The organism is Streptomyces sp. NPDC050161, assembly GCF_044460025.1.
Classification (GTDB): Bacteria; Actinomycetota; Actinomycetes; order Streptomycetales; family Streptomycetaceae; genus Streptomyces.
The window spans coordinates 135,850-156,734 of the sequence record NZ_JBITJM010000019.1; the positions used below are offsets into that span (position 1 = coordinate 135,850).

The following is a 20,885-nucleotide window of genomic DNA, read 5'->3' on the forward strand; positions in this document are numbered from 1 at the left end:
GTCAGGTCCGAGTCGCCGCGCGGTCCGCCCAGCGCTTTTCGACGCCGGAGAGCCGCCAGTACGCCAGCGCCGCCGCCCAGACGACCACGAACAGGCCGACGATGATGAAGCCGACGTTGTCCAGGTCGAGGCCGGAGATCCAGCCGGTGACGCCGTCGGTGAGGCCGAGCTTGTCGTGCAGGACGGTCACCAGCTCGATGGTGCCGATGAAGAAGGCCACGGCGATCGAGAGGCCGGTGATGGTGAGGTTGTAGTAGACCTTGCGCACCGGATTGGCGAACGCCCACTGGTAGGCGAAGTTCATGAACGTGCCGTCGAGGGTGTCGAACAGGCTCATTCCGGCGGCGAACAGCAGCGGCAGGCACAGGATGGCGTACCAGGGCAGACCGGCCGCGGCGCCGCTGCCCGCCATCACCATCAGCGTCACCTCGGTCGCGGTGTCGAACCCGAGGCCGAAGAGGAAGCCCAGCGGGAACATCTGGCCGGGCCGGGAGATGGACCGGGTGAACCGTCCCAGGAAGCGGTTCATGAACCCGCGGGAATCCAGCCGCGCTGCCAGCTCCGCCTCGTCGAACCTGCCCTCGCGCATACCGCGGAAGACCCGCCAGATACCGGCGAGCGCGATGAGGTTGAGCGCGGCGATGAGGTAGAGGAAGCTGCCGGACACGGTGGTGCCGACGGTGCCGAGTACCTGGTGGGCGCGCGAATCGTCGTTGAGCAGGGTGCCGGCGAGCTGGGCGCCGCCGGCCACCAGTGCCGCCATCGCGACGACGACGCTGGAGTGTCCCAGGGCGAACCAGAAGCCCACCGAGACGGGACGTTTGCCGTCGGCCATCAGCTTGCGTGTGGTGTTGTCGATCGCCGCGATGTGGTCGGCGTCGAAGGCGTGCCGCATGCCGAGGGTGTAGGCGGTGATACCGAGGCCGACGCCGAAGACCTGGCTGCCGACCGTGTAGTGGTACGGGACGACCAGGAGGAAGAGCACGCCGAAGGCGACGACGTGCAGGGCGGCTATGACGGCCATCAGCCCTGCGGTACGGACGGTGTCCTGCCGGCGCCAGCGGAACTCCGGGGCCGGGGCAGGGGTATGCGGGGGATCGGTGGACAGGGCCATACGGCGGTCACGCTCCAGCACCTCGTGGATCACTTCGTGAGATGCCGTGGCCGGTCTCCTGGCTTACGGGTGCACGCGTCCGGGCCCGGCCTTCCCGGCCGCGGGCTGCGGTCAGTGGCCCGGCACGTGCGGCGGAGCGCGCGTGCCGAAGGGGTCGGAAACTCCCGATCACAGTGGCGAGGGCCGCTCCGGGCTGGGGCCTTCGGCCCTTCACCGGTCTTCCCGAGCACCACGGCCCGGCCACTCTAACGGAGCTTCCCGGCGGCCTCCATGAGCCTGTTTGTGCTGGTTGATGGGCCTGTGAGGGTGTGTGGGGCCTCCGGTGAGGGTGGCGTGAAAGGGTCAGTACGGCAGCGAGGAGAGGAAGCCGTGCAGGGCGTGGTCGAAGGCGGCCCTGTTCTCAAGGTTGACCATGTGGCCCGCGCCGGGTATCCGGATCCGCTGGGCGCCCGGCACGGTCAGGGCGATCGTATGGGCGTTGGCGGAGATGTCCGTGCTGTCGAGGTCACCGTCGAGGACGGCGGTCGGCACCCGGATGTCGGCGAGACGGTCGGCGGCCCCGACCTCGACGGGCAGGCCGGCGCCCATCGCGTCGGCGTGCACCTCGGCGTTGGCCTGGGCCGAGGCGCGGAGCCGTTCGCGCAACGCGGCGTCCACCGCGGCCGGTTCGCGGTGCGGGCCGTCCACCCACATCCGCAGGAAGTGCTCGACGTAGCGCTCCGCGGCGTCCGGTTCGCCCATCGCGGCCACCTGTTCCTTGATGTGCGCGAGGAGGAACGGGTCGGTGAAGGGGCGACCGCTGACGCCGGGGGAGGCCAGGGCCAGGGCCGCGACCCGTTCGGGGTGGGCCAGCGCGGTGTCGAGGGCGATGCGGGCGCCGTGGGAGAGGCCGACCAGGACGGCGCGGGGCACCGCGAGCGCGTCGAGCAGGGCCCGCAGGTCGTCGTGGTTGGACCAGTCGCCGGTCACGGACGAGGAGAGGCCGTGGCCCCGGAGGTCGTAGCGGATCGCGCGCAGGCCGGAGTTGACGAGCCAGGCGAACTGCTCGTCCCACATGCGCTGGTCGAGCATGCCGCCGTGCAGCAGGACCACGGCGGGGCCCGTGCCGGCCGCCTCGTAGAACAGCTCGCCGTCGTCGACCGGCACGGTGCCGTTCTCGATGTCGGCCCATGTGCTGATTCCCTGGGTCATGCTCCCTGCCATCCTTCGTCTGAACTCATCGGGCGTATCCGCTGTGCCGGAACCGTCTGAACTGCCGGAACTGCCGCGTCCCTTCGATGCAACGTGCGGATCGCGCGCGAGGTGCCGGAATTCCTCGCCCAGTCGAAAAGAGGGGGTTCCCCCCTACAAAAGCGGGGGCCTTCCCGTACCGGTCAGGTGCCATCCGGGCGCGGGGCCGCCCCCGGCGTGAAGGTGACGACGAGGTCGGCGCGCTCCCGAGTGGCCGCCACCAGGCGGGCGTTGGCCTCGTCCGACGTCTGCACGAACCGCTCCGCGGCGGCCCGCGGCCTGCCGAACCGTTCGTGGCGGTCGACCAGCCGCCGTACCCGCTCCGTGCCGTCCAGGTCCACGTACCAGACCTCGTCGAGCAGCGCGCGGGCGCGGGCCCACGGATGTGCGTCGACGAGCAGGTAGTTGCCTTCGGTGATGACGAGCGGGAGATGCGGCGGGACGGCGATGCTGCCGGCCACGGGCTCCTCGATGCGGCGGTCGAAGGCGGGCGCGTAGACGACGGTGCCGGGGGCGGGGGAGCGCAGGCGGGCGAGCAGCGCCGCGTAGCCGTCGGGGTCGAAGGTGTCGGGCGCGCCCTTGCGGTGGGTGCGGCCGAGGCGGCGCAGTTCGGACTCGGCGAGGTGGAAGCCGTCCATGGGGACCAGCGCCGCCTGCCCGGCCAGCCGCGTCACCAGGTGGGCGGCGAGGGTGGACTTGCCGGCCCCCGGTGGCCCCGTGATGCCCAGGATGCGGCGCCGCCCGGGTGCCGCGGATGCGGCGAGCCGGCGGGCGCGGGCCAGGAGGTGCGGTGGGTCCGTGTCCATGGTTGCTCCCTCGTGCCGGTGCGGGTGCGGCGGCCCCGGTGCGGCGGGTCGGCGGGGTGTCAGTGCGTGGCCGTCAGCCGCCACAGGGAGGTGACCTCGGCGGCGCGGGCCACGTGGAGCGGGTCGGATGTGTCGCGGGCGCGCGGGTGGCGCGGGGTGACGTCGAGCCGGTCCACGACCTCCAGGCCGGCCGACGCGAAGGCGGCGGTGAGTTCGGAGCGTGGCCGCAGGCCGAGGTGTTCGGCCAGGTCGGACAGGATCAGCCAGCCCTCGCCGCCCGGTGTGAGGTGCTCCGCCAGGCCGTTCAGGAAGCCGCGCAGCATCCGGCTGCCCGGGTCGTACACGGCGTACTCGATGGGTGTGGTCGGTTTCGCCGGCACCCAGGGCGGGTTGCAGACCACCAGCGGAGCGCGGCCTTCCGGGAACAGGTCGGCCTCGACCACCGTCACCTGGCCCGCCACACCGAGCCGTTCGGTGTTCTCGCGGGCGCAGGCGAGCGCGCGCGGGTCCTGGTCGGTGGCCACCACCCGGCGCACGCCCCGGCGCGCGAGTACGGAGGCGAGGACGCCGGTGCCGGTGCCGATGTCGAAGGCCAGGTCCTGCGCGGGCAGCGGCGCGGCGGCCACGAGGTCGACGTACTCGCCGCGGGCGGGCGAGAAGACGCCGTAGTGCGGGTGGATCCGGTCACCGCCGAGCGCCGGGATCTCGACTCCCTTTTTGCGCCATTCGTACGCGCCGATCAGGCCGAGGAGTTCCCGGAGGGAGACCACGGACGCGGTGCGGTGCGGGCCGGGTTGTGCGGGGGCGTCGGCAGGCGGCGGGCCGTACGCCTGGGCGCAGGCCGCGCGGACGTCGGGGGCGCGGTGCAGCGGTACCGCGTGCGTCGCGTCGAGGGGGATCAGCAGCATGCCCAGGATGCGGGCGCGCTGGTTCTGCGCCGCGCGGTGCTGGTGGAACGCCTGCGCCGGGTCGTCGGGGAGCGTCTTGCGCGGGCGGCGGTCGATGCGGCGGGTCAGCGCCGTCAGCAGCTGCCTGGCGTTGTGGAAATCGCCGCGCCAGAGGAGTGCGGTGCCCTCGCAGGCGAGCTTGTACGCGGCGTCGGCCTTCATCCGGTCGTCCGCGATCATGATCCGGCGGGGCGGTGGCGCGCCGTTTTCGGAGCGCCAACGGGCGGAGCGGGCCTCGTCGGCCTCGGTCCATTCGACGACCGGCGGTGCATTCACCGAAATGTGCCTCGTGTCAGTGGTTCGGACCCCTGCCAGGGCGCCGCCGCTCAGCCGTGGCGCTGCGGGGCCGCCGATGGCGCCGGGCGCGCTCCCCGGGCGGCGCGGGTCGGCGCGGTCTGCGGGAGCGGTACGGCGGGGTGGTGACGGTCGACTTTACTCCGTGCGCGGGGCGGCCCCGGGCGGGCGGCCGGTGACCGGCGGGCAGCCGGGACTTTCGCCCCGTGCCGATGGCCGTACGCGCGGGGCAGGATGAAGGCAGCTGATCTTGATGTTCCGCGCGGCACGGGCCGGACCCGTCGGCCCTGCCCTGCCGTGCGGTGCATCGGCCACGGCGGCACACCGCGCCGTGGATCCCGTCGTTCGTATGGAGGCGCACATGGACACCCTTCCCGTCATCGTCGCTGTGGACGGGTCCGCCGACAGTGAGCGGGCGCTGCGCTGGGCGGTCGATGCGGCCCGGCTGCGGGGCGCGGTGTTGCAGGTGGTGCACGTCTGGCCGTACGCCACGGCCGAGCGGGCCGCGGCGGCCGAGGCCGACCCGGTGCTGGCGGAGCTGCGGACGAAGCTGGCGGCTGAGGAGAGCCGCGGGGCCGGGCTGCCGGAGATCGAGTTCCACGGCCTCGCGGGGCTGCCTGACACCGTGCTGCCCGAGCTGGGCGCCGAGGCCAGGCTGCTGGTGCTCGGCTCGCGCGGTCGCGGCGGCTTCGCCAGCCTGCTGCTCGGCTCCAACGGCCTGGCGTCGGCCGCCCACGCCGCCTGCCCGGTCGTCGTCGTCCCGCGCCCGGACCGCGACCGCACCCGGCGGGCGGACGAGGTCACGGCGGCGCCGCCCGGCACCCCGCAGGTCGCGCTCGGCGTGGACGCCTCGTCGGACGAGCCCGGCGCGATCGGCTTCGCCTTCGCCGAGGCCAGCCGCCGCGGCGCCCGCCTGAAGGTGCTCTCCGGCTACACCTGGCCGATGCTGATGCCGCCCGCCTTCGAGTTCGCGGCGGCGTACGAGGCCACGCAGCAGGACTACGCGGACGCGCTCGGCAAGCAGCTGACGGAGGTGCTCGCGCCGCACCGTGACCGGTATCCGGAGGTCGACGTCGAGGTGGTCCTCCAGGAGGAGAGCGCGGCCGGGCTGCTGGTGGAGGCGTCGCAGGAGAGCGATCTGGTGGTCGTGGCCCGGCATCGCCGCAGGCTGCCGGTGGGGCCGCGGCTCGGCTCGGTGGCGCATGCGGTGCTGCTGCACGCGGTCTGCCCGATCGCCGTGGTGCCGGTGGACCAGGACGGGGCGGCGCAGGGCGCTTCGTAGCGCACGCGGCGACGGCGGCCCGGCCACCCGGCCCGGCCGCCGTCGGGGGCTCAGTGCGCGGGGCGCCGCTCCGGCCTGCGCATCAGGAAGGCGGCGGCGGACCCGGCGATGAAGAGCGCGCAGACGGACAGGCCGGTGCTGATCCAGGACGTGCCGAGCCACTGCCCGCCGAAGTAGCCCAGGCTCACGCTGTACGCGGCCCACGCCAGACCGGCCAGCGCGGACCAGGGCAGGAACTCGCGCACCGTACGGTGTGCGACACCCGCGCCCAGACTGACCACCGAGCGGCCCGCCGGTGCGAAGCGGGCCAGGACGACGATGCCGCCGCCGCCCCGGTTGAGCGCCGTGCCGAGGCGTTGCTGCGCGGCGGTCAGGCGGCGGGAGCGGCCGATGGCGCGGTCGAAGCGGTCGCCGCCGCGCCAGGCCAGCCGGTAGGCGACCATGTCGCCGAGCACCGATGCCGAGGCGGCGCACAGCACCAGCGAGAACATCTCGGCCAGGTGTGTTCCGGCGCTCACGGACGCGCCCACCGCGCTGACCGCGCCCGCCGCGGTGCCGGTGCCCGCGGCGGCGGTGGCCGCGGTGATCACCAGGACCCCGCTGGGCAGGATCGGGACGAAGACGTCGAGAACGACCGAGAGGGTGACGATCACGTACACCCAGGGGGTGCCACTGAGGTGCCCCAGGCTTTCCAACAACGCGCCACTCCCGGTCCGGACCCCGCCGCGACGTCGCATGGGGCGGCAGGGGCGGCTGTACAGCCATACAGCGTACGCCTGTGCTCTGCCCGGTTCTGTCCCAGGGGGACAGATGTTGTACGTGTCACGCACACTTCGCGTTCATTGATGACCGCTAACGGTCGGCCTCTCCAAGAGGCGGCCCGCACGGCTGGGGTGCCGTACGGGCCGGTGGTGCGTCACGGGTGTCCGCCCGGGGCCTGAGCGTGGGCCTGCGGGCGGCTGCCGTGCGGTGCGGTGGAGCCGCGGGCGGCGGACCGGTCAGGCGGCGGCCCGCTCGCGGTCTCCCGTCCCCAGGCCGCCCTGTTCCCGGCCCCGCTGACCGGCGCGGGAACCGAAGAGCAGCCGGTCGGCCGACCAGGCGCCGGGGCCGAAGAAGACGATCAGCAGGAACGCCCAGCAGAACATCACGGACGCCTCGCCGCCGTTCTGGATCGGCCACAGCGCGGTGCCCTGGTGGGTGGAGAAGTACGCGTACGCCATCGAGCCGGAGCTGACGAAGGCCGCGGCGCGGGTGCCGAGGCCGCACAGCACCAGGATGCCGCCGACGAGTTGGATGGCGCCGGCGTACCAGCCGGGCCAGGTGCCCGCCGGGAGTGCCTCGCCGCTGCCCATCGCGCCGCCGAGCACGCCGAAGACCGTGGACGCGCCGTGGCAGGCGAAGAGCAGCCCGACGACGACCCGGTAGAGCGCGAGCACGTGCGGCGCGGCTTTCTCCGTGAAGGAGGCGGTCGGCGGGGAATTGAGTGGATTGACTGCATCGGACATGTGGGGACTCCTTCGGTTCCGAGGGGGACGTGCAACCGATGGAGGCACAGGTTAGGGATACCTAAACTATGCTTGCAAGTTCAATCTCTGGCCAAAAGGGACCTTTGGTCTGAACCAATTTCGACATGGGGCGCGGAGCGCGCTCACCGGTACCCGGGGCACCGGTCACCGGACATGCGGGCCCTCCGGAGTGCCGGGAGCACCCGGCAGTACCCGGGAACGCCGAGCGCCCGCCGGCCGGAGGCGGGCTCCGGCCGGCGGGCGCTCGGCATCGATGCGTCGGCGCGCGGTCGCGCCGGACGGGCCCACGGGGTGCCCGCGGATCCTCAGCAGCCGTCGAGGATCTTCTTCAGGGCCGCCTTCTCGGCGGAGTCGGCCGTCATGCCGTACTCGTGTTTCACCCACACCCACATCCGGGCGTACTCGCAGTGGTACGAGGTCTTCGGCGGCAGCCACTTCGCCGGGTCCTTGTCGCCCTTCTCCTGGTTGACGTTGTCGGTGACGGCGATCAACTGGGAGTGCGTCAGGTCGTTGGCCAGTTCCTGGCGGCGTTCGGTGGTCCACTGCGCGGCGCCCGACTTCCACGCCTCGGACAGCGGGACGACGTGGTCGATGTCCACGTCGGACGACTTCGTCCACACGCCGTCGTCGTAGGCCGACTTCCAAGTTCCGCTGGTCGCCGCGCACTTGTCGTCGGTCTGCACGTCGGTGCCGTCGCGCTTGAGCACCACCTCGCGGGTGTTGCAGCCGTCGCCCTGGTCGATCCAGTGCGGGAACTTGTCGCGGCTGTAGCCGTCCTGCGGCCCCTCGGCCTGCTCCTTTATGTCGGCGAGGTATGTCTTTGCGGTGGCCACGTCCGGCGGGCTGGGCGGCGCCGCCTGCGCGGTCTGGCCGCTCAGCATCAGCGTGCAGACCAGGGCTGCGGCCGAGCCCGCGGCGACGGTGACGCGACGCGCGTAGACCTTTGGCATCGGAACTCCCTTGGTGTGGGGGGAAGTTGGGTGCGGTGCGGGGTCCATGATGGCGACGTGGGGTTGCCGGTACATGGGCACCACGTAACAGAGTGGCGACATGCCCACGTCAGATCAAGGGCTTGACGGCACGCCATCTTCGTGTCGTGGCAGTCGGGTTGGGACGCTCCCGCGCACGCGCCCCTACAGTGAGCGCGTGCTCCTGCCGGTCAATACCACCCTCGGGGTCGTCCTCGCCGTCCTGCTGATCGCCGCCGTGGCCGTGACGGCCGTCGCGCGCCTCGGTCACGCCCGGCAGATCGCCGTGGCGGGGCTGCGCGCCGCCGCCCAACTCGCCGCCGTTTCCTACCTCATCGGCTGGGTCGTCGGCGCACTCCCGTGGCTGCTGTGCTTCCTCGTGCTGATGTTCGCCGTGGCGGTACGCACGGCGGGGCGCCGGATCACCGGTAACGGCACGTGGTGGTGGGCCGCGGTGCCGATCGCCGCCGGTGTCGTCCCGGTGGTCGGCCTGCTGCTGCTCACCGGGCTCGTCCCGCCGCGCGGCCTGGCCCTCGTCCCCGTCGCCGGCATTCTGATCGGCGGGGCGCTGACCGCCACCGTGCTCGGCGGGCGGCGCGCGCTGGACGAGCTGGCGACCCGGCACGGGGAGGTGGAGGCGGGGCTCGCGCTGGGCCTGCCGGACCGGGACGCGCGGATGGAGGTGGCCAGGCCGGCCGCCGCGGACGCGCAGCTTCCGGGGCTCGACCAGACGCGGACGGTGGGGTTGGTCACACTCCCCGGCGCGTTCGTCGGCATGCTGCTCGGCGGCGCATCGCCCGTACAGGCAGGTGCGGTGCAGCTGTTCGTGCTGGTGGCGCTGATGGCGGTGCAGGCGGTTGCGGTCTCGGTGGTGCTGGAACTGGTCGCGCGCGGGCACATCCACCGCGTACCCTTGACGGCAGCAGAAGGGGAGTAGCTCTTCGCCGGACCGTCGACATAATGCCCGCCCCAGTGGCGAGCCGGCGCCCGGAGGCCGGTATCCGTACCGTGCCAGCGAGACCTTCGGCCGCAGTGTTCTACGCTGCCGTGCCGAAGCGACCCCTCTTGGCGGGCCCCCTCGGTGCGGCCCGACCGATCGAGGTATACAGCCCCGTGTTCAGTCTCACCGTCGCAGCCGTCGTCTTCGGCGTCGTCTTCCTTGCCGAGCTGCCCGACAAGACCGCATTGGCCGGCCTGATGCTCGGCACCCGCTACCGCGCCTCGTATGTCTTCGTCGGCGTCGCCGCGGCCTTCCTCGTCCACGTCGCCCTGGCGATCGCCGCGGGCAGCGTGCTGACGCTGCTGCCGCACCGGCTCGTGCAGGGTGTGGTCGGCGTGCTCTTCCTGGCCGGTGCGGCGGTCCTGCTCTTCAAGAAGGACGAGGACGACGAAGAGGTCAAGAAGCCCGCCGACCAGAGCTTCTGGAAGGTCTCAGGGGCGGGCTTCATGATGATTCTGGTGGCCGAGTTCGGCGACCTGACCCAGATCATGACCGCGAACCTCGCCGCGCGTTACGACGACCCGCTGTCCGTCGGCATCGGCGCCGTCCTGGCCCTGTGGGCGGTGGCGGGCCTGGGCATCATCGGGGGCCGCACCCTGATGAAGCACGTCCCGCTCCGGCTCATCACCAAGGTCGCGGCGTGCGTGATGATCCTGCTGGCGGGATTCAGCCTGTACGAGGCGATCGCGGGCTGAGCCCGGGGCGGCAGGCGGGCCGTGGCGTCTCCGTACGGAGCGGCCCGCCGACCGTCAGGCCGGGGAGTGCGGGGTGATCCGGTTCAGGCGGGGAAGTGCAGGGTGATCCGGCCGTCGGCCAGGGCCTCGACGCGGATCCCGGTCAGGTCGCGGACCTGCACCGTCGGCGCGAAGGCCGCGGCACGGTCGCCGACGCCGACCACCCGCATACCGGCCGCAAGGCCCGCGTTGATGCCCGCCTCCGAGTCCTCGAACACGAGGCAGTCATCGGGCGCGTGGCCCAGCTCGGCCGCGCCCTTGAGGAAGCCCTCGGGGTCGGGCTTGCTGGCGCTGACGCTCTCGGCGGTGATCCGGACGTCGGGCACGGCCAGCCCGGCGGCTGCCATCCGGGCGTCGGAGAGCGCGATGTCCGCGGAGGTCACCAGGGCGTGCGGCAGTGCGGCGATCGCGTCCATGAAGGCCGGGGCGCCCGGGACCGGCACCACACCGTCGGTGTCGGCGGTCTCCTGCGCCAGCATCCGCCGGTTGTCCGCCATGTTCAGCTCCATGGGGCGGTCCGGCAGCAGCGCGGCCATGGTGGCCCAGCCCTGCCTGCCGTGCACGACCTGAAGGACGTCGGCGGCGGGCAGCCCCTGCTCGGCGGCCCAGCGGCGCCAGCAGCGCTCGACCACGGCCTCGGAGTTCACGATCGTGCTGTCCATGTCGAGCAGCAGTGCGCGGGCGGTGAGCGTGGTGGTTGCCGTCATCGGCGGGCTCCTGGGCGCTACGGGCAGAAGGTGGCGTACGCGGATCTGCGTGCGGCGGTGCGGGGCCGAGTGCGGCCGACGCGTCCGTGCCCGCAGGTGAAGAAAAACAAGTGGCTCCGCCCGCCGGTCAGGGAGTGCGGGCGGAACCACTTTGTTCCTACACGATACAAAGCGCGTCGGGGCGTCGACAACCGGCCCCCGGTGACGGGGGGCGGTGGGGTGGCCCGTCGTGGCCACCGGATCCGTCGCGGGAGGTGCCGGGCGGCGGGGTGTGCGGGGCCGGGGATTTGGTGGGTGTAGCCGTTTGACCTGCGGAAATGGGGTGGGGTGTGGAGCTGTGCGGGGTGCGGGCGCGTCGGCCGCGCCGTCGTCGGGGCGGACGCCTTTTCGCGGAGCGCCGGGCGAAACAGTGGGATATACCACCCTGGGGGGAAATGCCGACCTGGCGGAAATGGCACCTCAGGCACGTCAGGGGCCTCAAGGCATCTCAGGGCACCGCGGGCACCTCAAGGCACCTCAAGGCACCTCAAGGCACCTCAAGGCATCTCAGGGCGGAATGTCGCCCCGGTCGTGGTCGCCTCCGTCGCTCAGCGCTCAGCGTTCACGAGGAGTGTGTGCGGTACTCCAGTGACAAGCGGGTCCGTGGTCCGTAGACGCCCTCGGGGTCGCCCCGGACGCCGTACTGCCACTGGTAGTGGGTGACCGCGTCGCGTACGGCGAGGTCGTACCGGCCGTCGTCGGCGCCGAAGTAAAGCCCCAACTGCCGCAGCCGGTGCTGGAGTTCCACCACCGCGCCGCCGCCCGAGCCCGGGTGCAGCACCGCAGGGCCGATGTCCGGCGCGTCCGGGGCCCACGCGTCCGTCGCCGACGTGTCCGGGGGGCGGGCGGGTGCGGGGGAGCGGGTGGCGGAGCGGGAGGTCGGGATGCCGCTCTCCGAGGGGCGGTCATCGTCGGCGGCGGGCAGGGGCGCCGTCAGGCCCCGGCCGGGCTCGGTCGCCCGCTCCTCGGCCCCGCCGAACAGCGCGTCGCCGCCGGCCAGCGCCGCGCTCGCCGCCACCGCCGCGCCCGCGACGGCCAGCAGCGCGCGCTTCCGGCCGCTCCGGTGCGTGCCTCCGCCGCCGTCGGTGCCTGCCGGACCGCCGCCGGGTGCCGGACCGGGCTCCGACGAATCGACCGTCCTGGACGTCGGCCCCGCGGCCCGGTTCGGCCTCGGGGGCATACGCGGTGCGCGGACCCGGCCGACGGGCCTGACCCCGCGGAGATTCCGCAGGTCGGGGAGGTCGTGAAGCTCTCGTGACGCGGGGGGATCCGGGAGACCCGGGGGATCCGGGAGGCTGGGGGCGGCGGGGACGGTGGGAGTGGTGGGGACGGTGGGAGCGGCGGAGGTATCAGGGATACCGGGGATACCGGGGAAGCCCGGAGGATCAGGTGCCCGGTGTGCCCCCCGAGCCCGCTGTGCCCCCTGAGCCCGTTCCACCCGCTGTGACCACTCCGACCACTCCGCCCACCGTGCCCGCTCCGCGCTCTCCGGCCCCTCGGGATCGGGTAACGACACGTACGGCCGCACCCGCAGCGGATCGAAGTCGTCCTCGGCGACCGCGGCGCACAGGCACGTCGGCCGTCCGTCGCCCCGTACCGGAGCGCAGCAGTCCGGGCAGGTCTCCGATGCCACAGCGGCCCCTTCCCTGAAGTCCGGGGACGACCGTTGCGGCGGCGGCCCCGGAGCCGTCGAACCGGCAGCGATTATCCAGACGCCGGACCGCCTCGCGCAGGCAGTCACGGACATCCGCGAGGTATCCGTCGCAGCCGCCCGCCGCACCCGGGGGCCCGTATACGACATCACCGGCGATACCGCATCGATACGGCAGCGACACGAGGGTGCGACGGCAGCGACACGGCGCCGGGCGGCGGCCCCGCCCCCTCAGCGGGCCATATCGGGAGGAAACAACCAGGATGGATAAGGACGGCCGACCGCGAAAGCCAGGCCGCGGCCGAGTGGGCGGCGCGGCGGGCGGCAGGCCGGGAGAGAGGGAGGCGCTCATGGCGCAGGACACCGGTGCACCGGCGGTGCCCGGCGATGGCAGGTCCCAGCGGTCGGTCCTCGTCGCGATCGGCGCGCTGCTGCTCGGCATGCTCATCGCCGCACTCGACCAGACCATCGTCGCCACCGCGCTGCCCACGATCGTCAGCGACCTGGGCGGTCTCGACCACCTCTCCTGGGTGGTCACCGCCTACCTCCTGGCGTCGACGGCCGCGACGCCGCTGTGGGGCAAGCTCGGCGACCAGTACGGGCGCAAGAAGCTCTTCCAGACCGCCATCGTGATCTTCTTGATCGGCTCGGTGCTGTGCGGCATCGCGCAGAACATGCCGGAGCTGATCGGGTTCCGTGCCCTTCAGGGTCTGGGCGGCGGCGGTCTGATCGTGCTCTCGATGGCGATCGTCGGCGACATCGTGCCGCCCCGGGAACGCGGCAAGTACCAGGGCCTGTTCGGTGCCGTCTTCGGCGCCACGAGCGTCCTCGGGCCGCTGCTCGGCGGCCTGTTCGTGGACCATCTGAGCTGGCGCTGGGTCTTCTACATCAACGTGCCGATCGGCATCATCGCGCTGGCCGTCATCGCCGCCGTGCTGCACATCCCGGTCCGCCGCACCCCGCACCGGATCGACTACCTGGGCACCGGCCTGATCGCCGCCGTCGCCGCCTGCCTGGTCCTGATGACCTCGCTCGGTGGCGTCAGTTACCCCTGGGACTCCTGGCAGATCGTGGGGCTCGGCGTGCTCGGCATCGTCCTGCTGGCCCTGTTCATCCACGTCGAGCGGCGGGCCGCCGAGCCCGTCCTGCCACTGCGCCTCTTCCACATGCGGACCTTCACGCTGACCGCCGTCATCGGCTTCGTCATCGGCTTCGCGATGTTCGGATCGATGACGTACCTGCCGACGTTCCTCCAGGTCGTGCAGGGGGTTTCGCCGACCATGTCCGGCGTTCACATGCTGCCGATGGTGCTGGGCATGCTGGTGTCGTCCACCGCGTCCGGGCAGATCGTCAGCCGCACCGGCAGGTACAAGTTCTTCCCGATCGCCGGCACCGCCGTCACCGCCATCGGCCTCCTGCTGCTGCACCAACTCGGCCCGGCCAGCAGTGTCACGGCCATGAGCGTCTACTTCTTCGTCTTCGGCTTCGGGCTCGGCCTGGTCATGCAGGTGCTGGTGCTCATCGTGCAGAACGCCGTCGACTACAAGGACCTGGGGGTCGCCACCTCCGGCGCCACGTTCTTCCGCTCCATCGGCGCCTCGTTCGGCGTCTCCATCTTCGGCACGATCTTCGCCAACAACCTGGGCCCCCGCATCGCCGACGCCGTCGCGGGACGCCAACTGCCCCCCGGCGTCACCCCGTCCACCATCGCCGAGGACCCGCGAGTGGTCTCCCAACTCCCGGCATCCCTGCGGACCGGCGTGCTCGACGCCTACTCCGTCTCGATCACCGACGTGTTCCTCTACGCGGTCCCGGTCGTCCTGGTCGCCTTCGCGCTGGCCTGGTTCCTCAGGGAGGAACCGCTGCGCAGCAGCGTCACCGCGCCGGACACCACCGAGGTGCTGTCCTCCAACCCCGTCGAGCGTTCCTCGTACGACGAATGCGCCCGCGCCCTGTCCAAACTCGGCAGCATGGAGGGGCGGAGACGGATCTACGAGACGATCACCGAACGGGCCGGTCTCGACCTGAAACCGGCCGCGAGCTGGCTGCTGCTGCGCATCCAGCGGCACGGAACGGTGGAACCGGCGTTGCTGGCCGAGCGCACCTCCGTGCCGCTCGGGGTGATAGCCGCGGCCACCCGCCAGGTCGAGGAGCGCGGTCTCGCCGTACGCGAGGGCCTCGACCTGATGCTCACCGACTCGGGCCGCGCGGTCGCCGCCCGGCTCGCCGCCGCCCGCGAGGAGTCGCTGGCGCGGATGCTGGGCAACTGGTGGACCGACGACCGCCCGCACGACCTCGCGGAACTCGTCCAGCAGTTGACGTCCGAGATGTGCGGATCGGACGCCGAGGAACCGCACAACGGCGACGCCCGCCAGAGCGTCCCGCGCACCCCGCGACCGCCGGATCTGGCGAAGTGATCAGGGGGCGGCGCGCGGTATCCGCTTCTCGAAGAAGATCTCCGCGTACGGGTCGACGTGGTACGGGGCGATCTCGGCGTATCCGTGCCGGCGGTAGAGGGCGACGGCTTCCACCAGGTCGAGCCGGGTGTCCAACCGGATCCGCTCGGCGCCCAGTCCGGACGCGGCCCGCTCGGCGGCGGCCAGCAGCCGGGCGGCGACGCCGAGACCGCGCCCGCCGGGCCGTACGTACATCTGCTTCAACTCGGCGGTCCGCACGTCGAGCAGCCGCACCCCCGCGCAACCGACCGCGGTACCGCCGTGGCGGGCGACCAGCAGCACACCGTGCGGCGGGGCCAGGCAGTCGCTCGGGTACTCCGCCAGCCCCTGCTCGATCTCCTCCGACGTGGAACGCCGCCGCTCGTGCAACTCGTAGTAGCGATCGGCGACTTCGGTGTAGTAGTCGCGCAGCAGGGCCGCGGCGTCCGGGGAGCCTGGCGGCTCGGCGGCGAGGGTCCAAGGGGCGTCGGGCATGGCGTCAGTGTGGCGGGTGGTGGAGCGGTGCACACCTGGGTTTCGGGCGGCGCCCGGCCCGGTGTCCCGCGCCCGCCGGATCGGGCGAAGTGATCAGGGGGCGGGGACGCGGTATCCGCTTCTCGAAGAAGACGTCCACGTACGGGCCGCCGTGGTACGGGGCGATCTCGCGGTATCCGTGCCTGCGGTAGAGCGCGACCGCCTCCACCAGGTCGAGCCGGCTGTCCAGCCGAATCCGTTCGGCGCCCAGTCCCGCGGCGGCCTGTTCGGCGGCCGTCAGGAGTCGGGCGGCGGCGCCGAGGCCGCGTCGGGCGGGCCGTACGTACATCTGCTTCAGCTCGGCGGTCCGCGCGTCGAGCAGCCGCACCCCCGCGCAGCCTGCCGCCACGCCGCCGTACCGGGCGACCAGCAGTACGCCGTGCGGCGGGGCCAGGGAGTCGCTCGGGTACTCCGCCAGCCCTTGTTCGATCTCTTCGGACGTGGAGCGCCGCCGCTCGTGCAACTCGTGGTAGCGGTCGGAGGTTTCGGTGTAGTACGCGCGCAGCAGGGCCATGGCGTCCGGAGAGCGCGACGGCTCGGCGGCGAGAGTCCAGGCAAGCTGGAGGGTATCGGTGAAGTCGGGCATGCCGCCCATGTGACGAGTGGCAGATGGCGGGGGCCCGTACGCCTGGACTCCGGGCGGCGTCCGTCAGCCGACCATCACGTGACCGGACGTCAAGACAAGACCAAAGCCCCGCCGCGCCTCCCGGTCCGGGGGCGTGGCGGGGCTTTCGTCCCAGGTCAGACGGTGCCGAACGCGCCGTCCTTGACGCCTGCGACGAAGGAGGAGAAGGCGGTGGCGGGGATGTTCAGGACGGGTCCGCTCGGGTTCTTGGAGTCGCGGACGGGGACTATCCCGGTGGCCGTCGCATGCGCGGGCGCCCACTCGACACAGGTACCGCCGTTGCCGCCACTGTAGGAAGACTTGAACCAGATGAGGGGGAGGGAGTCGGTCGTCACGGAGTGCCCTTTCGTGCCTGCTCGATCATGGCCACTGAGTCCGCCTGGGAAAGCGCTTCGGCCTGGAGCTGATGGTAGGCCCTCACCAGCGGCAGCACGGATGTGATCTCTCTGTCCAAGTGCCCGTGGGTTTCGGACTCGACGTAGGAAACCACGGAGCGGTCGGGCAGGGTCAAGAGATTTACGACCCGATTGAACGGGCGGCCCTCGCCCAGGGTGTATGGCGCCAACTGGAGTACAGTATTCGGCCGTTCAGCGAATTCGACGAGCTGGGACAGTTGGCGTTCCATGACCCCAGCGCCACCGATCAGGCGCCGGATGCAGCTCTCATCCAAGACCACGATGACTATGGGCGGGACGGGCCGCATCAGAGCCGCTTGCCGTTCCGCCAAGAACGAGACGCGCTCAGCGGCCTGGTCGGGGCTGAGTGTTCCCCGCTTCACGTTGCCCTCTTCCAGGGCTCCCGCGTACTCCGGTGTCTGGAGCAATCCAGGGATCGTCCCTACTTCGAACAACCGGATCTCTGCCGCACGCGCCTCCTGCCCCAGGTACTCCGGGAAGCCCTCCAGCAGACTGCCGTTGCGGAGTTCTCCCCATGCGCGCTCGAACGAGTCTGCGGTCCCGGTGAGCCCGAAGACTACGTCTAAGGCCCGCGAAAACCGGAGAGTTGGCGGCTTACGGCCAGTTTCCACTGCCGAGATGTGTCGGCCCGAGTAGCCGACCTGCGCGGCGAGTTCGTCCTGCTTCCAGCTACGTGTCTCACGCGCGCTGCGTAGGCGCGCACCGAAGGCCGCCTGGGGCGAACTGTCCGGGTTCAACTCCTTGATGTTTACCAAAGTGCCCTCCGTTTCCGGAACGTTGAAGACAGCCCGAGCCTAGGCCACGCTGAGCCGCCTGAGTAGTCGTACCACTACGGAGAGGAGTGGCCGTGCGTGGAAAGAGCGGTCTCCCGGAGGGGCAGGAACCGTCGGGCGTCCCGGCCCGCGGTGAGGGAGGGGCCGGTGAGGCGGAGGGGGAGTCGCTGCCTCCCTACCCCTGTGATTACGGGCCGTGCGAGTGTCCCGACCCGGGCTGCTCGCTCAAGGCGCCGCCGAACGTCCAGCGGGACCGGGCGGCGGACAGTCCGGCTCTCGCCCGTCTCCGTGCGCAGGTCCGTGCGGACGGTCAACGGCGGGCGCAGTTCCGCGCGTTGGGGAGGCCGGAATGAGCCGCCGTGATGCGGTGGGGTGCCCGACGTGCGCACGGCTCACCGCTGAGCTGTCTGCCGCCGAACGTGCGGGAGACGCGAGCAAGGCCGTCGATTGCCGGGTGTTGCTCCGGCGGCACCCGCAGCACGACGACGTTCCGGTGGCGCTGCGGGAGAGCGATGGCCACTGAGGACACATCGGATGACGCATCGGCCGCCGGGGCTCCCGCGCCGCCCCGCCTGTTCGACGTCAACGAAGCCGTGGCGGCCGTCCCGCCGACGTGCTGGAAAGGGGACTACCGCCTCACCGCCGCCCTGGCGGAGGCCGCGCTGGCCGTCGAAGGGGGACGGCATGCCGAACCGGAACTCGATCTCGGGTGGTGCGTCCTGCCCACGGCCCACGGCGGTCCGCACTACGCCGTCGTGCGGGATCTGTGCGGCCTGGTGGTGTGGATCAAATGGCTCGGCCCGCTCGCCGAGCTGGTCGTCCTGCCCGACTGCCGCCGTGCCGATGGCTGCGGGCTGTTCGCCGGTCACCCCGGGCGGTGCTCCCGGTGAGCGCAGCCCGGGGCGGGGCGATCCGCTCGCCCCGCCCCGGGAGTTCGTCAGCCCTGCTTCGGGCCGGCCTGCTGGACGACCTCGAAGGACCACAGGGTCGACCCGGACGCGGCCGGCTTGGGACGCTCGCCGCCCTCGCCGCCGCCCTGGCCGCCGCCCTGGTGCGCGGCCTTCATCGGGCCCTCCATCCACGCCTGGAAGGACTCCTCGTCCCGCCAGCGGGTGTAGACGAGGTACTGGTCGGTGCCCTCGACGGGCCGCAGCAGCTCGAACCACTCGAAGCCGTCCGACGAGTCGACGGTCCCGGCGCGGGCGCCGAAGCGCTGCTCCAGCACCTCACGCTGCTCGGCGGGCACGGTCAGTGCATTGATCTTCACGATGCTCATACCGCCCATCGTGCCGTATGCCGCCTTCGTACCGGGGGGCAGGGCACGGCTCTGGTTCGGGAACGGCGGCACCTATGACGTGGCCCGGCAGCCCGCTTCCGTCACTGTCGGCACTCACCCTCTTGGTACTCCCCGTTCGTACGGGGGTGCCCAGCGCCGGTTTCCCGTTCCTGCAACTCTGCCCCCTTGCCTCACATGAGGAACCGCCGGAACGATTGACCAGGAACCTGGGCCATGAAGAAGGGGAGGTCATGGAAGTCTCCATGCTCGCGACATCATGCGACAAGAAGGACTGCCCCACGATCTACAAGACGGATCGGGGCACCCTACTGGTACAGGGCGGGACTCCGGTCGATCACGGGCTTCGGATCCCCGCCCACGAAACCTTGGTTGAGATCCCGCTCGAACTGTTCCAGAAGGTCATCCGTGACAACCTCATCTAGGACTCTAGGCAGCCTCTTCGACACCTTCGACCGCGAAGCGTTTCGGCTGGAGACCCTGGACGACTACAGCCAGTCGGGCAGCGTCGCTGCATATCGAGCCTTCCTGTCCGGCCAGGATCGGCCCGACGGCTACAACGCTGACTGGCTGGAAGAGATCAAGGGGCACGTGGGGGGCGGGCGGCGGATGTACCGCGTCCACATTCTGACGCGGCCTCTGACCCCGTACCTGCGATTCGAACTTGGGTGGGGCTACGTCACGAACGCGACGGCGGGAGAAGAATTCTTCATCCTCGATGTCACGGATCGCCCCAATCCCATAGCTGACGTCGGGGACTTCTGGCTTTTTGATTCAGTCACGGCCGCGCCGATGCGCTACGGCCCTGATGGGAAGTATCTCGGAGCTGACGTACTCCCCGACGACCGGGGCCCTGAGTACGTCGCCTACCGGGACAGGGCGCTTGGGCATGCGGTGCCATTCGCGGACTGGTGGGCAGAACACGGCAAGTGAACCGTTCGGAGTTGGGTGCAGCGCTGCGGGTATTGCGGCAATCCTCTGGTAAGGAGGCAAAAGCCGTGGCCCGCAGCTCTGTCATGTCCGCAAGTAAAATCAGCAAGATCGAAACCGGAAAGCTCGCCCCGAGCGTCGACGACGTGGACCGCATCCTGACCGCCATCGGCGTCTCGGAGGGCGTGAAGACGGAGTACATGGAGGCCGCGCGGGCGGTAGCCACGGAGGCCACAGCGTGGCGTCTCATCCAGCGTGCTGGACTCCACAAGGCACAGAAGCAGCTACAGGCCATCGAGGGCCGTATGAGCCTCCTGAGACTCTTCCAGCCAGCTCTTGTGCCTGGCTTGCTTCAGACCCCGGAGTACATGCGGGCCATCCTGTCCCGGCACGAAGACCTGAGTGAAGAGACAGTACGGCGGACTATAAGTGCCCGTCTTGAGCGGCAGGAAGTGCTGTACGAAGTGAGCAAAACCCTTCGCTTCGTGATCACGGAACCGGTGCTTCGGTGGTTGATTACTCCGCCGCTCGTCATGGCTGGGCAAGTAGACCGGCTCATCGCCTTGTCCCGGATGCCCAACATCGATATTCGGATCGTTCCTCTCGCAGGGCCCAAGAATGACATCCCCAACCATGCCTTCGTTATCAGGGACGACCGGGTCGTGTCAGTGGAGACGGTGCACGCTGATGTGACGGTGACCGACCCGAGAGACGTTGCCTTGTACGCGGCCAAGTTCGATGGTTTCGTGGAACAAGCTCTTTCCGGCGACAGTATGAGGGCCGTACTTGAGGGCATCCGAGACGCACTCTTGAGGGAACAGGAAACAGGCTAGGCGCATATAACTCCCCGGAGGATCATCGCTTCGACGAATCCAGCCGGGGAGGCAGCGCAGGAATGACGAGCCCGATTCGGTACAGCCGACGTCCCGTTGAGCTGTCACTCGACGGCTGGCTGTTGGAGGGCGAGCCGGCCCTCGGTTGCCAAGCGTGTGCCGCCCTCTCCAGCGATGCAGGGCGCGAAGAGTCCGGCATGTGGCTATGCCATATGTGCGCAGCGATAACCGGCTGCTGAGACCCCCGTCCCGGCCGCGGAAACCTGGACAGTCGAGCAGCCGGGGCGGGTGACCCCACCGCAGAGGAATCCCCCTGCGGCCCACGGGCCATGCCACCGGCGGTACGGCGGCACGGCCCCCCGCGAAAGAGGAGGTTGGTGGATGAGCGGTGCGAGCGTCGATGGGTACGAGACGCGCATGCCCGATGCCGAAGGGTGGCGCGGTATCCCGTACCGGCACCCGGCTGACATGCCTGACATGCCTGATGTGACGGCAGTTGACGGTGGCCGGCACGACGGTGGCCCGATGCCCCCGGAGGCTCCGCGTGACCCGGAACCGAGTGGTGGCGACGGGGAGTAGCCCATCTCGTCGTGCCCGCTGAGTGACGGTGCCCCGTCCGTGCGCTGCCCCCGTGGCGCAGGGGCGGGGCTTTAGAAGTCATCTCATTTGGCGAGTCTGCGGTAGCAGATGAGGGTGCAGGCGATGCTGGTGAAGGCGAGGAAGTGGTCAGCCTTGCGCTCGTAGCGT

22 protein-coding genes and 1 riboswitch are annotated in these 20,885 nt (G+C 71.1%); of the genes, 8 read left to right on the forward strand and 14 right to left on the reverse strand.

The features are described from left to right. Nucleotide 1: 1 nt before the first annotated feature. From ACIBK8_RS27320 to ACIBK8_RS27335, 4 genes are all read right to left on the reverse strand, one after another. Entirely contained in the window at nt 2-1,147 is a 1,146-nt protein-coding gene (locus tag ACIBK8_RS27320) for a HoxN/HupN/NixA family nickel/cobalt transporter (RefSeq protein ID WP_399044510.1), read from the reverse strand. Next, nucleotides 1,145-1,363: riboswitch (cobalamin riboswitch) on the reverse strand. It overlaps the preceding gene by 3 nt. A 93-nt stretch (nt 1,364-1,456) precedes the next feature. Continuing rightward, a complete protein-coding gene (locus ACIBK8_RS27325; protein WP_399044511.1) occupies nt 1,457-2,305 on the reverse strand; it encodes an alpha/beta fold hydrolase in 849 nt (282 codons plus the stop codon). A 182-nt stretch (nt 2,306-2,487) separates the two neighbouring features. Next, nucleotides 2,488-3,150 (reverse strand): nucleoside/nucleotide kinase family protein, encoded by a 663-nt coding sequence (locus ACIBK8_RS27330; RefSeq protein WP_399044512.1) that lies wholly within the window; start codon nt 3,148-3,150, stop codon nt 2,488-2,490. A 59-nt stretch (nt 3,151-3,209) separates the two neighbouring features. Further along, a complete protein-coding gene (locus tag ACIBK8_RS27335; RefSeq protein WP_399044513.1) occupies nt 3,210-4,373 on the reverse strand; it encodes a methyltransferase in 1,164 nt (387 codons plus the stop codon). Nucleotides 4,374-4,752: 379 nt separating this feature from the next. Here ACIBK8_RS27335 and ACIBK8_RS27340 point away from each other — a divergent pair, with 379 nt between their 5' ends. Then, complete coding sequence (locus ACIBK8_RS27340) at nt 4,753-5,673, forward strand: universal stress protein (protein ID WP_399044514.1); 921 nt, start codon at nt 4,753-4,755, stop codon at nt 5,671-5,673. 50 nt (nt 5,674-5,723) lie between these two features. Here ACIBK8_RS27340 and ACIBK8_RS27345 read toward each other — a convergent pair whose 3' ends face one another. The 3 genes from ACIBK8_RS27345 to ACIBK8_RS27355 form a co-directional block, all read right to left on the reverse strand. Further along, entirely contained in the window at nt 5,724-6,371 is a 648-nt protein-coding gene (locus ACIBK8_RS27345) for a DedA family protein (protein ID WP_393679906.1), read from the reverse strand. Between the two features lie 300 nt (nt 6,372-6,671). After that, on the reverse strand, nt 6,672-7,178 hold the full coding sequence (locus ACIBK8_RS27350; protein ID WP_399044515.1) for a DoxX family protein: 507 nt from the start codon (nt 7,176-7,178) through the stop codon (nt 6,672-6,674). A 326-nt stretch (nt 7,179-7,504) separates the two neighbouring features. Beyond that, a complete protein-coding gene (locus tag ACIBK8_RS27355; protein ID WP_399044516.1) occupies nt 7,505-8,149 on the reverse strand; it encodes an HNH endonuclease family protein in 645 nt (214 codons plus the stop codon). 196 nt (nt 8,150-8,345) lie between these two features. On the opposite strand from ACIBK8_RS27355, the gene ACIBK8_RS27360 reads away from it, so the two are divergent. Beyond that, entirely contained in the window at nt 8,346-9,104 is a 759-nt protein-coding gene (locus tag ACIBK8_RS27360) for an ABC transporter permease (protein ID WP_399044517.1), read from the forward strand. A gap of 176 nt (nt 9,105-9,280) precedes the next feature. Further along, nucleotides 9,281-9,862 carry a TMEM165/GDT1 family protein gene (locus ACIBK8_RS27365; RefSeq protein WP_393679900.1) on the forward strand — a complete coding sequence of 194 codons (582 nt, stop codon included), beginning with the start codon at nt 9,281-9,283 and terminating at the stop codon, nt 9,860-9,862. A gap of 83 nt (nt 9,863-9,945) precedes the next feature. Here ACIBK8_RS27365 and ACIBK8_RS27370 read toward each other — a convergent pair whose 3' ends face one another. Both ACIBK8_RS27370 and ACIBK8_RS27375 read right to left on the reverse strand, forming a co-directional pair. Beyond that, nucleotides 9,946-10,608: an HAD-IA family hydrolase gene (locus ACIBK8_RS27370; protein ID WP_399044518.1), complete on the reverse strand. Its 663-nt coding sequence runs from the start codon at nt 10,606-10,608 to the stop codon at nt 9,946-9,948. Nucleotides 10,609-11,209: 601 nt separating this feature from the next. Further along, nucleotides 11,210-11,827 carry a peptidoglycan-binding protein gene (locus ACIBK8_RS27375; protein ID WP_399044519.1) on the reverse strand — a complete coding sequence of 206 codons (618 nt, stop codon included), beginning with the start codon at nt 11,825-11,827 and terminating at the stop codon, nt 11,210-11,212. Nucleotides 11,828-12,648: 821 nt separating this feature from the next. On the opposite strand from ACIBK8_RS27375, the gene ACIBK8_RS27380 reads away from it, so the two are divergent. Then, the gene (locus ACIBK8_RS27380; RefSeq protein WP_399044520.1) at nt 12,649-14,715 is read left to right on the forward strand and encodes a DHA2 family efflux MFS transporter permease subunit; all 2,067 of its coding nucleotides are present in this window, start codon (nt 12,649-12,651) and stop codon (nt 14,713-14,715) included. Here ACIBK8_RS27380 and ACIBK8_RS27385 read toward each other — a convergent pair whose 3' ends face one another. The 4 genes from ACIBK8_RS27385 to ACIBK8_RS27400 all read right to left on the reverse strand — a co-directional run bounded on the left by ACIBK8_RS27385 (nt 14,716) and on the right by ACIBK8_RS27400 (nt 17,063). Further along, complete coding sequence (locus tag ACIBK8_RS27385; protein ID WP_399044521.1) at nt 14,716-15,228, reverse strand: GNAT family N-acetyltransferase; 513 nt, start codon at nt 15,226-15,228, stop codon at nt 14,716-14,718. Between the two features lie 4 nt (nt 15,229-15,232). Then, the gene (locus ACIBK8_RS27390; protein WP_399044522.1) at nt 15,233-15,853 is read right to left on the reverse strand and encodes a GNAT family N-acetyltransferase; all 621 of its coding nucleotides are present in this window, start codon (nt 15,851-15,853) and stop codon (nt 15,233-15,235) included. Nucleotides 15,854-16,008: 155 nt separating this feature from the next. Further along, nucleotides 16,009-16,227, reverse strand: coding sequence for a DUF397 domain-containing protein (locus ACIBK8_RS27395; RefSeq protein ID WP_399044523.1), 219 nt, complete (start codon nt 16,225-16,227; stop codon nt 16,009-16,011). After that, nucleotides 16,224-17,063 (reverse strand): helix-turn-helix domain-containing protein, encoded by an 840-nt coding sequence (locus tag ACIBK8_RS27400; RefSeq protein ID WP_399044524.1) that lies wholly within the window; start codon nt 17,061-17,063, stop codon nt 16,224-16,226. Before ACIBK8_RS27400 ends, ACIBK8_RS27395 begins: the two co-directional genes overlap by 4 nt. A gap of 530 nt (nt 17,064-17,593) precedes the next feature. Here ACIBK8_RS27400 and ACIBK8_RS27405 point away from each other — a divergent pair. After that, on the forward strand, nt 17,594-17,971 hold the full coding sequence (locus ACIBK8_RS27405; RefSeq protein WP_399044525.1) for a hypothetical protein: 378 nt from the start codon (nt 17,594-17,596) through the stop codon (nt 17,969-17,971). A 47-nt stretch (nt 17,972-18,018) separates the two neighbouring features. On the opposite strand, the gene ACIBK8_RS27410 is transcribed toward ACIBK8_RS27405, so the two are convergent. After that, nucleotides 18,019-18,357 carry an antibiotic biosynthesis monooxygenase family protein gene (locus ACIBK8_RS27410; RefSeq protein ID WP_399044526.1) on the reverse strand — a complete coding sequence of 113 codons (339 nt, stop codon included), beginning with the start codon at nt 18,355-18,357 and terminating at the stop codon, nt 18,019-18,021. 251 nt (nt 18,358-18,608) lie between these two features. On the opposite strand from ACIBK8_RS27410, the gene ACIBK8_RS27415 reads away from it, so the two are divergent. Genes ACIBK8_RS27415 through ACIBK8_RS27425 form a run of 3 tightly spaced genes read left to right on the forward strand, consistent with a single transcriptional unit; the run spans nt 18,609 to nt 20,138 of the window. Then, the gene (locus tag ACIBK8_RS27415) at nt 18,609-18,800 is read left to right on the forward strand and encodes a hypothetical protein (RefSeq protein WP_399044527.1); all 192 of its coding nucleotides are present in this window, start codon (nt 18,609-18,611) and stop codon (nt 18,798-18,800) included. Beyond that, complete coding sequence (locus ACIBK8_RS27420; protein ID WP_399044528.1) at nt 18,784-19,308, forward strand: DUF6879 family protein; 525 nt, start codon at nt 18,784-18,786, stop codon at nt 19,306-19,308. Before ACIBK8_RS27415 ends, ACIBK8_RS27420 begins: the two co-directional genes overlap by 17 nt. Beyond that, the gene (locus ACIBK8_RS27425) at nt 19,305-20,138 is read left to right on the forward strand and encodes a helix-turn-helix domain-containing protein (RefSeq protein ID WP_399044529.1); all 834 of its coding nucleotides are present in this window, start codon (nt 19,305-19,307) and stop codon (nt 20,136-20,138) included. Before ACIBK8_RS27420 ends, ACIBK8_RS27425 begins: the two co-directional genes overlap by 4 nt. The last annotated feature ends 747 nt before the right edge of the window (nt 20,139-20,885 follow it).